The organism is Planktothricoides raciborskii GIHE-MW2, assembly GCF_040564635.1.
In the GTDB taxonomy this organism is placed as follows: domain Bacteria; phylum Cyanobacteriota; class Cyanobacteriia; order Cyanobacteriales; family Laspinemataceae; genus Planktothricoides; species Planktothricoides raciborskii.
Genome location: NZ_CP159837.1, coordinates 3,776,372 through 3,791,115, shown reverse-complemented (window position 1 = coordinate 3,791,115; position 14,744 = coordinate 3,776,372). Strand labels below are relative to the sequence as shown.

13 protein-coding genes are annotated in these 14,744 nt (G+C 42.3%); 2 read left to right on the top strand and 11 right to left on the bottom strand.

Translation table 11 applies throughout. The features are described from left to right. Window positions 1-38: 38 nt before the first annotated feature. Window positions 39-266, bottom strand: coding sequence for a type II toxin-antitoxin system Phd/YefM family antitoxin (locus ABWT76_RS16045; protein ID WP_054464450.1), 228 nt, complete (start codon window positions 264-266; stop codon window positions 39-41). Window positions 267-892: 626 nt separating this feature from the next. On the opposite strand from ABWT76_RS16045, the gene ABWT76_RS16040 reads away from it, so the two are divergent. Next, window positions 893-2,971: a dynamin family protein gene (locus tag ABWT76_RS16040; RefSeq protein ID WP_354634633.1), complete on the top strand. Its 2,079-nt coding sequence runs from the start codon at window positions 893-895 to the stop codon at window positions 2,969-2,971. Between the two features lie 405 nt (window positions 2,972-3,376). Further along, window positions 3,377-5,053 (top strand): dynamin family protein, encoded by a 1,677-nt coding sequence (locus tag ABWT76_RS16035; protein WP_354634632.1) that lies wholly within the window; start codon window positions 3,377-3,379, stop codon window positions 5,051-5,053. 231 nt (window positions 5,054-5,284) lie between these two features. Here the strand turns inward: ABWT76_RS16035 and ABWT76_RS16030 are convergent, their stop codons facing one another. The 10 genes from ABWT76_RS16030 to proS all read right to left on the bottom strand — a co-directional run bounded on the left by ABWT76_RS16030 (window position 5,285) and on the right by proS (window position 14,469). After that, window positions 5,285-5,530 (bottom strand): hypothetical protein, encoded by a 246-nt coding sequence (locus ABWT76_RS16030; RefSeq protein WP_354634631.1) that lies wholly within the window; start codon window positions 5,528-5,530, stop codon window positions 5,285-5,287. Further along, complete coding sequence (locus ABWT76_RS16025) at window positions 5,506-5,883, bottom strand: hypothetical protein (RefSeq protein ID WP_354634630.1); 378 nt, start codon at window positions 5,881-5,883, stop codon at window positions 5,506-5,508. The genes ABWT76_RS16030 and ABWT76_RS16025 overlap by 25 nt, the downstream gene beginning before the upstream one ends. Window positions 5,884-6,117: 234 nt before the next feature. Beyond that, entirely contained in the window at window positions 6,118-6,366 is a 249-nt protein-coding gene (locus tag ABWT76_RS16020; protein WP_354634629.1) for a hypothetical protein, read from the bottom strand. Further along, window positions 6,345-6,752, bottom strand: coding sequence for a hypothetical protein (locus tag ABWT76_RS16015; protein ID WP_354634628.1), 408 nt, complete (start codon window positions 6,750-6,752; stop codon window positions 6,345-6,347). Before ABWT76_RS16015 ends, ABWT76_RS16020 begins: the two co-directional genes overlap by 22 nt. A 195-nt stretch (window positions 6,753-6,947) precedes the next feature. Beyond that, window positions 6,948-7,112 (bottom strand): hypothetical protein, encoded by a 165-nt coding sequence (locus tag ABWT76_RS16010; RefSeq protein WP_156331467.1) that lies wholly within the window; start codon window positions 7,110-7,112, stop codon window positions 6,948-6,950. Window positions 7,113-7,455: 343 nt separating this feature from the next. Then, complete coding sequence (locus ABWT76_RS16005; protein WP_072160614.1) at window positions 7,456-8,676, bottom strand: patatin-like phospholipase family protein; 1,221 nt, start codon at window positions 8,674-8,676, stop codon at window positions 7,456-7,458. A 377-nt stretch (window positions 8,677-9,053) separates the two neighbouring features. Continuing rightward, window positions 9,054-9,938 (bottom strand): hypothetical protein, encoded by an 885-nt coding sequence (locus tag ABWT76_RS16000; RefSeq protein ID WP_054464444.1) that lies wholly within the window; start codon window positions 9,936-9,938, stop codon window positions 9,054-9,056. A gap of 128 nt (window positions 9,939-10,066) precedes the next feature. Then, window positions 10,067-11,605, bottom strand: coding sequence for a hypothetical protein (locus tag ABWT76_RS15995; protein WP_054464443.1), 1,539 nt, complete (start codon window positions 11,603-11,605; stop codon window positions 10,067-10,069). A gap of 187 nt (window positions 11,606-11,792) precedes the next feature. Beyond that, a complete protein-coding gene (recR, locus tag ABWT76_RS15990) occupies window positions 11,793-12,386 on the bottom strand; it encodes a recombination mediator RecR (protein ID WP_072160613.1) in 594 nt (197 codons plus the stop codon). 274 nt (window positions 12,387-12,660) lie between these two features. Beyond that, entirely contained in the window at window positions 12,661-14,469 is a 1,809-nt protein-coding gene (proS, locus tag ABWT76_RS15985) for a proline--tRNA ligase (protein WP_354634627.1), read from the bottom strand. Between the last annotated feature and the right edge of the window lie 275 nt (window positions 14,470-14,744).

Genomic DNA, 14,744 nt, shown 5'->3' with positions numbered 1-14,744 from the left:
AAAAGAAACCCGGTTTCTAATCTCGAAAATAAAGCGCATTACATATATTCCTGAAAATCATCGAGAGGTTCATCAAAATCATCGGCGATGAAAATGCGATCGCGATCGCTGCCAAACAAAGGTGGACGCTGAGAGTTTACAGAAATAGCAGAAATTTTAATCTTTTGCTGATTCTGATTCGTAATAATAATCTCTTCACCGGAAAAAGCCATATCCAAAAGATCAGATATTTGCGGTAATGCTTGGTTAATATCAATACTTTTCATGGTGATATCGATGGATATAAACAACCGAATCCAAACCGTCTAGATACATTATAGCATTGAAACCTTAACCGCCAGAAATCGGGATTAGTAAACAATACTTGTCAGAACCAGTCAGCAATACTTGTCAGAACCAGTCAGCAATACTTGTCAGAACCAGTCAGCAATACTTGTCATTCCCGCGAAGGCGGGAATCTATTTTTTCAGGTTAGCGTCGCATTCTCTCGGTTTTCTTATCGTTGAAGATCATGCCAAAAATTAATGGTGCGTTACGGTGGACAAATAAATTAACGAATATTTCCCCAGATTTTTCCCACCTAACGCACCCTACTGGGTTGACCTAAACATAAGCGCGATCGCCTGTTTGCCCCTAGGAAAGAAACCGGGTTTCTATGAAAGTTTTGGTTGAGTTACAGAGATGATCTCAAGAAACCCGGTTCTCTCACCATGCGCGATCGCCTGTTTGCCCCCAGGAAAGAAACCGGGTTTCTATGAGAGTGTTGGTTGAGTGACAGAGATGATCTAAAGAAACCCGGTTTCTGAACCCCGGCGATCTCAGCTAATTTTATGCTAGATTGGATTTCAGACCTCAAATGTGCTGTGTTGGTGATGTTTAGAACACAATTCCTATGAGTTATCAAATTGAAAGCAACAAGTTTATCAATGATTTGGATAAGGTGGCTAAAGTCCGTGGGGCGATCGCTGATTCTTTGGCAGAAATAGCCGCTACTTTAACCCGTTCAGAAACCGAAAGTGATACAAAATCCGGGCGTTTAGGGTTGGAACGAGAAATCGGTGATTTGACCAAAGCCAGTAAAAACTTAAGTCAAGGGGTTTTTAGACTGCTGGTGTTAGGGGATATGAAACGGGGAAAAAGTACATTTTTAAATGCCCTAATTGGGGAAAATTTACTGCCCAGTGATGTGAATCCTTGCACGGCGTTATTAACCGTATTGCGTTATGGATCTGAAAAAAAAGTCACCGTTTATTTTAATGATAACACAGCCCCAGAAACTATCGATTTTAAAAGCTTTAAACAGCGCTATACCATCGATCCAGCGGAGGCAAAACGATTAGAAGCTGAGAAAAAGCAAGCTTTTCCTAATGTAGATTATGCGGTAGTAGAATATCCCTTACCGTTGCTACAAAAAGGGGTGGAAATTGTGGATAGTCCGGGGCTGAATGATACGGAAGCGCGTAACGAACTTTCCCTGGGTTATATTAATAATTGCCATGCGATTTTATTTGTTTTGCGAGCGTCACAACCTTGCACTTTGGGCGAACGCCGCTATTTAGAAAACTATATTAAAGACCGAGGGTTAACGGTCTTCTTTTTAATCAATGCTTGGGACCAAGTGAAAGAAAGTTTGATTGACCCAGATGATGCGGAAGAATTGGCGGCAGCAGAGGATAGACTCCGGCGGGTTTTTCACGCAAATTTGGCGGAATATTGTCAGCTAGAAGGACAAAGTATTTATGATGAGCGGGTGTTTGAACTGTCTTCAATTCAGGCACTTCGACGCCGGATTAAAAATCCTGATGCCTCGTTGGAAGGAACAGGATTTTCCCCGTTTTTGGGGGCGCTGAATACTTTTTTAACTAAAGAACGAGCGATCGCAGAATTTCGTCAAGCCCGCACTTTAGCCCGACAAACCAATAGTTATGTCCGGGAAGCCATCCAGCGGCGGATTCCTTTGTTAAATGAAAATGTCCAGGCATTAAAAGAGAAAATTAGCTCCGTAGAACCGGAGTTTGAGCAACTAAATCAGATTCGCGATCGCTTCCAGAATGAGATTAGAACCATGCGCGATCGAAAAGCCAGCAGTATTGCTAATTCTTTCCGGGATTATATTCTCGGATTGGGGGATACTTTTGAAACGGATTTTCTCCGCTATCAGCCAGATTTACGGTTTCTGGATTTCTTGAGTGCGGGGAAACGTTCAGCCTTTGAACAACAGTTAGCCAAAGCTTTTGAGCAATATGTCACCGATAAATTAGCCGCTTGGACTCGTAGCGTAGAAAAAGAGATGGACGCGGCTTTTTTACAGTTATCCATGAGTGCGTCTAAGTACGGGACAGATTATACTAATGTCACCGATAAAATCTCGGAAAAACTGACCGGACAAAAAGTGAAAGCGGCGATCGGTTCTACCACCGAAGATAAATCTCCTGCTTGGGCAAAATGGGCGATGGGTTTGTTTTCTTTAGCGCGGGGAAATTTGGCAGGAGTGGCAATGGCTGGGGCTGGTTTTGACTGGCAAAATATCTTATTAAATTTAATTACGGTGGCGGGAATTGGGGCTTTAATTACTGCGGCAACGGGGATGGTTCTCGGCCCTGTGGGTTTGGGAATGTTGGCTTTGGGTGTGGGAGTTTTCCAAGCAGATCAAGCCCGGAAAGAATTAGTCAAAGCGACGAAAAAAGAGTTAGTCAAATATCTCCCAGAAGTGGCGCAACAGCAATGGCAGCCGGTTTATAATGCGATTAAAGAATGTTTTGAAACTTACGATCGCGAAGTGAGTGAACGAGTGAATGATGATATTCAATCTCGGAAAGCTGAGTTAGATAATTTGCTGAAACAAAAAGAAGCTTATGAAATTAATCGCGAGGCGGAATTAGCCCGGTTGAAAACCTTGGAGGCTACCGTAGCTTCAGAGTCACAGGATATTGAGACAGTTTATCAGGAGTTTTTGGTAGCGGTTTCTTGATTTTGGGGTAGCCATTAGTTTTAATTACGACTTACGCACGGTGCTGATATTTAGGGTTTTGTAGGGGCAATCCCCCCGTGGTTGCCCCTGAACCCTGAGCTGAGCGAGGTCGAAGCCTGTCCTGAGCCCTGAGCGTTGTCGAAGCCTGTCCTGAACCTGCCGAAGGGGGCCGAAGGGGGTCGAAGGGTGGTTGCCCCTATATATAGGGTTAGTGCGTAAGTCCTATTAATGCAGGGGCAACCACGGGGGGATTGCCCCTACAGCTAATATCGTACACAAATTCAGATATTCGGTGCGTTACGGCGGATCGTAATATAGGGTAATAAATATGAAACCTTTTGACCGCCTAACGCACCCTAAGAAAAAATTATATTTTTGATAATTTGGATATTGAATTGAATAATTATGATCAAACAGCAGCAAATTAATCAGGATTTTATTCATACCCTGCAATCGGCCATTGGTCTATTAGATAAGCAGCAATATGCCCAACTGCGAAAAGATGCGATCGCCCTTGGTGAGTTTCTGGAAAATCCCGCTTTTAGAATTGCGGTGTTTGGGCCATTTAATTATGGCAAATCTACCCTACTGAATGCGTTACTGGGAGAAAAGACTCTGCCCATTGATTTAATTCCCACCACTGGGGCGGCGATTCTGGTAAAATACGGTCAAGAGTTATCCACTAAAATTACTTTAACTAATGGCCAAGAAATTCGCGAACCGGGGACTAAAATTCTCCAGGATTATGCCATTCTTTCTGATGCCAGAAGAATGCGCGATGATGTGGCATCCGTAGAAGTCTATTGTCCCCATCCGTTCTTGAAAACTGGGGTAGAATTTCTGGATTTACCAGGCACTAATGACCAGGAAGCCCAAGATAATTTAGTGCGCGATCGCCTCTTAGGGGCAGATTTAATTATTCAGCTTTTAGATGGGCGGAAACTGATGACCTTGGGAGAACGAGAAAATCTCCGAGATTGGCTATTAGATCGGGGGATTAACACGGTAGTATTTGTGGTTAATTTTCTCAATTTACTAGAACCCGAAGAGCAAAAAGAAGTATCTAACCGGATGCGGTTTGTGGCAGAAAGTTTTCGGGCAGATTTGCCGGATGGAGTGAGTAATTTATATCGGGTTGATGCCTTGCCCGCATTGCGTGCTAAACTCAAAGGTGATGTGGCTGCGGCGCAAACCAGTGGCTTATCTATGTTTGAATCAGCCCTACAAATGATTGTCACTGCCCAACAAGAAAAAAACACTGTACCCTTATCTAGAATAGAGGCGATCGCGCATCAAATATGCGAAGTTTTAAAAGCAAAAAAATCCGAGGCATTACAATCATTAGCAACTGCCCAAGAAAAACAACAGCAAAAAATTGCCATTCAACAAAAAGCCGAAAAACTGATTAAACAAGGAATCGAAGCTGCCTTATCAGATTTTCAAAGTTGGCTATATTTACCCAAATTATTAGACCGCTATCAAAACGACCTAGCCAAAGCTTTAGAAACCACTAAATTTGACACTTGGCGAACCGAACAATTTCAAGCAGAAATTGGCAAATATCAAACCGGAATTATGGAATGGGTGAAGAAAGCCAGTGAATTTTTTCCCATCAATCATCCGGGGGAAATTGACATTTCTTTTCCCGAACCGCCCCAGGTTTTATTACCTGCCCCTCCTGATTCTATCAAACCATCAGGACAAAAATCTCGGAGTAGTTTACCAACAGCGATCGCCACTGGATTAGGTTGGTTATTGGGCGGTCCAGTGGGGGCAGCGGTTGCCGGTGGTGCTACTTATATTTTAACTAAATCACCCGCAAATTCCTCAAAATCAAACCTATCTAATGAAGCTTATCACGCTCAACTGATAGAAGCTTACAATCATGCCGCCCAAGACTATTTAACGCGATTTAGCGAGCAAGCATTCGCTACTTTAAAAGACTATGAAATCAAAGTAGGACAGATGATTGTCATCCAAAATCCTGAACCATCAAAAGAGATGATGATGGCTCAGTATGAAATAGAATTTTTAGCTAATTTATTGGCTAGGTTTCAGCAAAATTTGGCTAATTTAAAATAGTTTAACCCAGAAAATTGTCAACTCATTCGATCGCCCAGTTATTAGACCTCTTGCTTGCATAACAGATCGAACCTCCCAACCGATGGCGGATTTTCGGGGGGCTTTGAACGAATTTTGCCTTCTTGTCTATTATAGTCATTTCAATTGTCTCAAGCACAATTGAAATGACTATAAATTTTTATTGAGAATTTTCTGAATCGACTTGAGGATTTCTCCCAACAGCCGATATTTTTATTCGGCTACCAAATCAAACTTATGCTGATAATTCATTGGGGCAGAGTTAGCCCATTTCGCGATTTCTTCTTGATGGGCGTTCACTCGGTCTAAAATTTCATTAGCTGTAGCGGTTAATTCCCCATCAAAATTGGCTAATTGCACCAAAGAATCATAAAAATGAAAAACCCCAATACAACTAGAACCAATTAATGCCCCCAAATATTGATTCACGGTTGCTAAGTGCTGGGCAACGGTTGGCATATCTTCAAAGAGATAACAGAGAAACATCTGGCAAAGGAATAAAAAAGCCAGTCCGGTAAAATCACTTTTTTCTTCATGCCAACCATTGCCGTGGTATCATAAACTCGGCCAACCAGAATTTGCGGATTTTCGGCTTCTCCGAGTAAATTCAGCAGAGTTTGCCAGTGAATTTTGTGGTGAGTTTGGGCAACATTTTGGTTGATTTTTGCTAAAGCTTGGTTATGATTGGCTATTTCTTGGGATAAATCTTTCAGATTTTTGCCTAACCATAGAGAATGATAGGCATAATTGGAGAGAGAATAGCCGGAAAATTCTAAATCTCCTTCTTCTAATCCATCTTGATAGCTTTGCATTAATAGGGGCAAGGTGGCGTGTAAAGGTTCTTGCCAATGTTGAATAAATGTGGCAAAAATTTCTCGGAAGCCTGATAACCCTTGGCTTGACCCCGTTGTAGTAAAGACAGGGCTACTTGACCATAAGCATATCCTGATTCAATGTCGCCTAAAACTCCATAAATAATTAAGCCATGAAGACTATAACCAAACGCCGAATCTGGGGCATTTCCATATTGAATAGATTTGACTATTTTAAAGGCAATTAACGGGAGTAAATGCGGAAAAAATGCTGGCCAAAATTCGCATTTCCGCAGCCATGTTGCGATCGCTGATTAAAGGCAGATTGACCAAATTTTCAATGGGGCAACCTTGTAAATTTTGATTAACTGCTTTGGGTTCTTGAGTAAAGTCTGCGGTGGTCGGTTGTTCCGGCAGTGAAATCCCTAACTTTTGCAACACTGATAAAGCTGTTTTCACCGCTAAAAGTTGTTTTTTTTGCACAATATGGGCAACAATGAGAGTTTCATAAACGGGAATTTGATCCAGTTTTTGCCGTGGCGTAACATTAACCGAGCCAAGATTTCCATATCGGCAAAATCTCCATTGAGATAAGCTACCTCCGTGGCTAAGGTATAAATATTTTTGGTTAAAATATACTCAAAATCCCATGATTGCCTAGTAATTGCATTCCCACCCCTAAATAGATTGCCGCTGCTTGATAAGCCGTGGCATTTTTGGCTTTTTCTCCGGCAGTTGAGTTTGGCTAGGTGAATTTTTTGCTGCGGTTCTGTAATTAAATGTTGGCCGTAATTTAACTGTTTGACCTGTTCAAAAATTCGTTTTTGTGGATCTGATTCGGCCAGTTTATCGAGGTAATTGTTGGCCAATTTTTAGATGGGTGCTTTGTTTCAAATTTTCGGGAATTAGGGAATAAGCCGCTTGCTGAATGCGATCGTGCAAAAAGCAATATTTTACGGCCATGTAGTGGCCCGCGCATTCCAGCAATTGATTCATCGGTGCTAATGAAAGATTGACTCTCGTAATGCTTCACCCCTACATAGCGATCGCCTGCTTGGAACAACTTATTGATTGCGGAAAGGAACCAACTCATTAAAGTTGGGGTGGGAGTTTCGCAACACTTTGATAATAACAGCTTGGAGAGTCTGGACTTGAATCGCTCGATAGACTAGGGTACGGTTTCCACTGTAGAGAAGTTTTGTCTCCTGATAGCCAGATAAGTTCAGCATGATTATCTCCATCAATCAGATTTAATTAACGATAAAAAACTAAAACACAGTTTTTATGGTTGATATCTCAATTATGCCAAGATATTCCGAGAATTATAGTAAACTTTTATTTAGATACTCTTGATTCTTTACCTAGCTCGGTAAATATAACTGTAAGCTGTAATTTTTGCCGTAAAAAATTTACCGAAAATTTTCATAAAATATTGACGGCAATTCAATTCTATCAAATTGATCGGAATAGTTACTTATCCTTGAGTGGCCAAGAATGAGAAAGCCCGATCGCCTTGACTCATTCCTGGTTGTTATTCTTTTTGATTTTTTTAGCTTTTTTTAATCATTGTTATCAGGTTTGGGTGCCAGAAAACTCCCCCAAATCCGGCTCGAACTGGGCAAAAAACTGCTTTAAAATTTTCTGATTTTCTGGCAGATTGATATAAACATCTGCCGCTTCAATTAAATTGTTAATATTTTCCTCACTGGCGTCATCCATATCATCGCTTAATCTTTTAGCGGTTAATTGTCGATCTAAGGGAAATTGTAGGCGAATATAACGAGAATTATCCCCAATAATTTGCTCTGTAATATAATCGTAAATATCCGAGGGAGCATCGGTCATTACCTTGATCACTAAACCACCTTTAATCCATTGAAATGCTCCCCATTTTCTCGCCGCTTCCCAAGGAATTTTTCGGGTCGGATCCCCTGTGCCAATAGACAGAACGTGCAAATTATTGAGGCTATAACCGAGTCGAATTCCGGCAGCCACTCCGCAAGCGGTGGGATTATTAGCCGCTAAACCGCCATCGATCGCACAGTATTGTTTGTATAATTGATAAGTCGAAGTGCGATCGGGAATTTCTTGCCAAGGTTCATTAACAATTGCCTCTCGTTTTTCCCCGTTATATTGCTTAATCATCCGTCGCTGATTCTTGCCTTTGCCGTTGGTAATCGTCATCTCCATATTTCGGTAATCATTATGATCGGTTGCGGCCATTTGATCGAGAATAATTGTGGTTTCTGTGGCGCTGACCACTGTCCCATGATATTCTCGCTCTAATTTATGAGCCGGGAAAAAAGTGGGGGCTGAAGCCGAACAAATGCAAGCCTCCCACAATGGTGTTTGAGCAAATTTAGAGTCCCAACTTTTAAATATAATCGGTTCTCGTTCCAAGGTGTCATAACTGGTAATCAACAACTTGCATTTACTTACATCTGCGAGTTTTTTGTCTCCGAAGAGATCTTGGAGGACAGTTTTCAAGCCGCGATTAGAAAATTTCGGCCCTAAAAATCCATATTCCAGCATCACGGGTAGTCGCTTGACATCTAAACCATCCGTATAAGGAAAGACGATTTTGCCTTTTTGTCGGTAGAAATCAACAATATTTTCCGCCGGAATTTCCATAGCAATGGCGGCAGCTAACATTGACCCGGTAGAAGTGCCGCTGATTAAATCAAAATATTGGTTCAGTGGTTTCCCTAAGCGTTTTTCTAGGCTCAACAGCATTTGGGCGGCTAAAACCCCCCGAATTCCCCCACCATCTAAACTTAAAATTCTAAGTGACACTTTGATTGCCCTCCTGGTTTACTGTTGCATGAAGTGTTAGATTTTTGATTGCACTTAGTTTAGTTGTACTGCGATTTTGCCATCAAAATCATCAATCAGGCTAAATTCAGGCAGGCTAAATTCAGGCAGGCTAAATTTAGGGAATAGGGGGTGCGATCGCCCAAGTAACGGGCGATTACTTGCCAGGACTGGGCGATCGGCTCTATCTGGAGGGCGATCGGGTCTGGGTGGGATTTTTGAAATATGCTTTAACTTAGATCAATACCTTCGCCATTTTCAAGGCAATGCATGAAAATGGCGAAGGCATTGTTAGATTAGATCAGATTAAATCATATGGGAGCGATCGCCCATTTTTTTAGCCACCACTTCTAATTGTTTTACTCCACATTTGTCACCTGACCCAAGCGGGTAAATCTAATTTCAATTCGCCGCCGTTTTCCATCAGGATTGCGATTCGTTTCGGCGAAATCGCCGCTAGGAGTAACTAATTGCGCCGCCGAATATGGACGAAACTGTAACCCTTTTAGCCGCCCTTCTTTTTGTTGAATTTCCTGTAAAATTTTCACCACGGCTAAGGCTCTCATTAAACCTAAATCCGCATTAGAACCGGGAGATAACTGATTTAAAGAGTTATTCCCCTTGGCCACATTTTCTAGCACTTGATCTAAATTACTCACTCCCCCTTGATTCACCTGACCATCGGTATGACCAATAATCTCCACCACATCAATTTGATATTGTGCGGCATTAGTCTCAATTTGGGGGACTAACTGTTGCCGAATATAGCGGGTTAATGGCTCAGGTAATGCCGCACTACCGGACTGAAATTGATAAGAACCAGTTTCTTGAATCACGATAATCGGCGGGGCTTTGGGTCGCTGGGTTTCTTCGTCTAACTGGGTTTGTAATGTTCGGGCTTGATCGGCAAAATTCCTCACTTGTCTTTCGGCATTTTCAGCCCGTTGTCGTTGCTGAGTGACACTGGCTTCAAGTTGGCGAATTTCATTGTTAAAAAAACGAATTTGAGCCTGATTCCTGGCTACTTCTGCCCGGGCATTTTCTATTTGTTGTTGCAGTTGCCGGTTTTCACTTCTTAATTGTTCTTCTGTGGCTCGCAGACTATTAATTGAAACCAGGGGTTTAATAATTGCCAGCAACAGAATAAAGCTCAAAATCATAAAAGAATTTGACATTAAGTCCGTAAAGGCTGGCCAAACATCAAAATCTTCTAAGGCTTCTTGACGACGCGATCGCAAACTCATAATATCGCAAACTCATAATCATTTCCCTCTATTCTACTATTCTAATTCACCAAATCTTCTTGGTTGAAAAAAGATCGGTTCGGTGGGGCGAAATACTTTTCGCCCCTATGAATGCTTACAATTCCATACTAAGCTTCTGGTGGATAACTAATCCGAGTTGATTCACTATCATCTGTTTGGGGATGATTTTCTAAATTTTTGACTAATTCCCCCAGGTGGGATTTCACCATATTTAAATCACTCCCCAGTTGATAAATTTTGGTAGTGACTTCTTGTTTTTGGGAGGTAGCAAAGGTGCTATTTTCATTAATTGCCACCACTAGGCGATCGCCAATTGCTTGCAAATTCACCGTGACATCTTCCGTATAATCCTGCACCACTTCAATTAATTTTGACAATTCCGCATGGACATTAATTAAGCGATCAGAACGATTGTCTAAGCGTTTTTGCAGTAAATCCAAAGTTCTAATTACGGAGTGGAAAATATGGCTTGCTTGCTGAAGTTGGTTCACCACATCTCCCAGAGAATATTGATTCGCTTGAGTCATTCCCAGCACTTCTGAAGACTGTTTGGTGCTTAAATTAATTTGTTCACTTAACCGCACCATTTCCGCATTAGAACTTTGTAAAGCCGCGATCGCCATTTGAATCGATTGAGTGGATTGATTCAACACCCCCGCAGACCGCGATAATTCCCGCTGAGTCGTCACCAAACTTTCCATAGAACTGGCTAATTTATGAGCAAACTGACTCCGTTCAAAAATATTCGCTGACTCCCGGAAAATCATTGCCCCAGATTTCATCGCCCCAGCGGACTCTAAAAAGCGGGTATAAACTTGATTAGCCAAATGATTTGCTTCTCGATTTCCGTCCATAATTGCGGTTACTTTTTCCCCCAAAGATTGCTCAACCGCTTGTCTAACAGAAATGCCAAACTCGTGGGTAAATCGCTGAAAGAACTCTTCTAGGCGATCGACCGATCGCTCCATTGGGCTTTTATGCCCTAAACTGGGAATATAAACATTATCCACATAATCTTCTAAGGCACTTAACAGTTGATATCGGGCTACATTAGTATTCCGCAATAAATTCACCAAGGTCAACATAACACTACAAGAAACCGCCGTTAAACTACTAATAAAAGCCACGCCCATCCCTTGCAATGGTCTTTGCACTTGCTGCACCAAATCATCAATACTGTTACTGCCAAATTCATTAATCGTCTGACTTAAATCACTCAGGTTCATCGTAATCCCCAAAAATGTTCCCAGCAGACCAAAAGCTAACAACAAATTGGGCAATAACCGGCAAAAATAATCTAACTGTTGATTTTTTGATAATTGTTGGCTATAAACTTGATCCACTAAAGCCGTAGTATTAAGTCGATCTAAGTTGGTTAAAGATTGTTGTAATCTATATTCAATTTTTTCAACAATCTGCGGTTTTTTCCGTAAGCTTTCCTGGTGAATTAGTCGTCGGACTTGATGAGCAATCAGGGTCAAATTTTGATAAACTATCACGCGCAACAATATGGCAATTGCGGTCAAAATCACCAACACCGCGCAAAAAACCACTAAATAGGAAGGCAGCAACACTAACCAATTGCTCGGAAGCTGAATCATCCCCGGTATGATTAGAGGCGCGATCGCATAAATATTTGCATTCATTTTTTTTCTCAAGTTAATTGTACGATTTGGTTATTTGTTATTTGTTGGAAAGTTGTTTGTTGCCCGATGGCGTTTGACGGCCATCGGGTTTGGGGGGTTGTGGGAAAGTTGTTTGTTGTTTTTAGCCCCTCCGCTCCTCCGCTCCTCCGCCCCTCTGCCAGAATAACAAATAACCAACAACCAACAACTAATCTAATTCTCGTCGTCCTTCTAAAGCCCTTGCCAGGGTTACTTCATCGGCATATTCCAAATCGCCGCCCATTGGCAAACCGAAAGCAATTCGAGTCACTTTGGTAAAGGGTTTCAGCAGTTGCCCCACATATAAAGTAGTGGTTTCGCCTTCCACACTGGGACTAATGGCTAAAATCACTTCTTGAATATTTTGCTGACTGACACGACGAACCAGGGGTTGAATCGTCAATTGTTCCGGCCCTATCGCATCCATTGGCGAAATCACCCCACCCAAAACATGATACTTGCCGCGATATTCCCGGGTTTTTTCCAAAGCAATCAAATCTCGCGAATCCGCCACCACACAAAGAATATTTTGATCGCGATTGGGATTAGAACAAATTTCACAAATCGGCTCCGCAGAAAGATGAAAGCATTCTTGGCACAGCCCCACCTGTTTTTTCGCCTCCATCAAGGCGATCGCCAGGGCTTGTACCTCAGTTTCCGGTCGCTTCAGGATATGCAAAGCAAGTCTTTGGGCGCTTTTTGGCCCAATTCCTGGCAACCGTTGCAGTTGTTCGATTAAACGAGCTAAAGGACGAGTATAAATGGGAAGCCTCCTTGGGGGTGATGCCCAACCTCACCAAATCCAGGCTTTATTATAAAGGAACCTACAGCAATGGAGGCGATCGCCATCATCTTCTGATGTTTCTGTTCCCAGAATTTAATCAGTTTAGGCACCTCAGATCCACGGAATATTGAAATATTCAATTTCTGGTATTTTTTAATTAAAAAAAATTTTTGATCAATATATGTTAATAAAAACAAAACCGGATTTTATTTATAAAAAACCGGTTTTATTGTGACTAATTGATGGCTTTAATTTACACCGATAATGCCGCATTAACCCATTGTTTAATGGTGGTTACGACTTGCTCAATGGGGATTTCTTGAGATTCATGGGTAGCCCGTTTGACCACTTCTAATTTACCGTTTTTCAAGGAACGTCCGGGAACAATTCGATAGGGAATGCCGATTAAATCCGCATCTTTAAATTTTACTCCAGCCCGTTCACTGCGGTCATCTAATAAGGTTTCCACTCCAGCGGCATTTAAATCGCTATAAAGTTTTTCCGCGACTTCTACTTGTTCGGCATCGTTAATATTAGGAATGGTGATGATGGCATGATAAGGCGCGATCGCCACTGGCCAAATTATCCCATCTTTATCATAAGATTGTTCCACCGCTGACTGGGCAAGGCGAGAAACTCCGACGCCATAACAACCCATAATTAAGGGTTTTTCTTCTCCGGATTCATCGGTATAAGTTGCCCCCATTGCTTGAGAATATTTAATCCCCAATTGGAAGATATGACCTACTTCAATTCCCCGCGCCGTTTGTAGGCTTTGATTTGGGTCATGCTTGGCGCGATCGCCTGCTTTTGCCTTGCGAATATCCACCTGAATTTTCGGTAAAGAAAATTCGCTGCCCCAGTTTGCCCCAACCAGATGATAACCGGATTCATTCGCCCCGGTGACAAAATTTTGCAGGTCTATGGCGGTTCGATCAACTAAGCGCAAAAACTGAGGCGCAACCTGTTTATTCTTAGCAATATAATCATCGGCCAAATCCGGGGCAATATAACCCAATGGTAAAGGTTTCGCCGCCCATTTTTGCTGGGCATCGACATCAGGAACGGTCAAGGAAATAAGAGTTTTGCCTTGATATTGACTGGCTAACTTAGTTAACTCATTGGTTAACTTCACCTCATTCACATCTTGATCGCCACGAATGCTTACTAATACCAGCACCGTCATGCCACTGTCATACACCGCTTGGTAAAGCACATTTTTAACAATTTGAGTTGGCGAACATTGGAGAAACTTGCTCAAAGTTTCAATAGTATCTGTACCCGGAGTTTCCCGTTTTTCATACTGAGTAAATGACGAATTTTCCGCATCAGGGGGGAAAGAAACGGCTTTTTCTACGTTGGCGGCATATTTACCATCAGCGGTATAAAGTACCTCATCTTCTCCGGCTTCTGCGAGTACCATAAATTCTTGGCTACCAGTCCCACCGATCGCCCCTGAGTCTGCTTCCACAGCGGTAAAATCTAGACCACAACGGCGAATCATATTTCTATAAGCCCGATCCATATCCTGATAAGTTTTTTTCAGACTTTCTTCTGAGGCATGGAAAGAATAGCCATCTTTCATAATAAATTCTCTGCCCCGCATCAAGCCAAACCGAGGCCGAATTTCATCCCGAAATTTGGTTTGAATTTGATATAAATGTAAGGGCAATTGCCGATAAGACCGAATCGTATCGCGGGCGATCGCGGTAATCACCTCTTCATGGGTTGGCCCCAGTCCCATTTCCCGTTCTTGTCGGTCAGTCAGGGCAAACATAATCCCCTCAGTTTTGGTGTAAGTATCCCACCGTCCTGACTCTTGCCACAATTGGGCCGGTTGCATTTGGGGCAGCAAACATTCCTGGGCGCCGGTAGCATCCATTTCTTCCCGAACAATTTGAGAAACCTTCTTGAGGACGCGCCACATGAAGGGTAAATAGGCATAGACCCCAGCGGCAATGCGGCGGATATAACCCGCCCGCACCAAAAGTTTATGGCTGGGAATTTCCGCTTCCGCTGGGTCTTCCCGCAGGGTGACAAACAGCATTTGAGATAGTCGCATTTTTCGCTCCTCTACAAAATTCTTGACAAATAAGAGAATCATTATCTCAGGAGTTGACGGCACTCGGCGCGATCGCACTGATTTTTTTCAGCCTTGTCACTCCCTGTGTCTTTGGGCAACGAGTCCATATTTTATAATTGATTTTTTAATCACCTACAATCTGGTCTTAACCTACGATGATTATGATAGAAATTGAAATCGATTGACAAAGGTGATTGACTATAAGGTATTTTTTTCGCCAAAAAAAGAGGATTCCCCACCGCGATCGAGCCAAA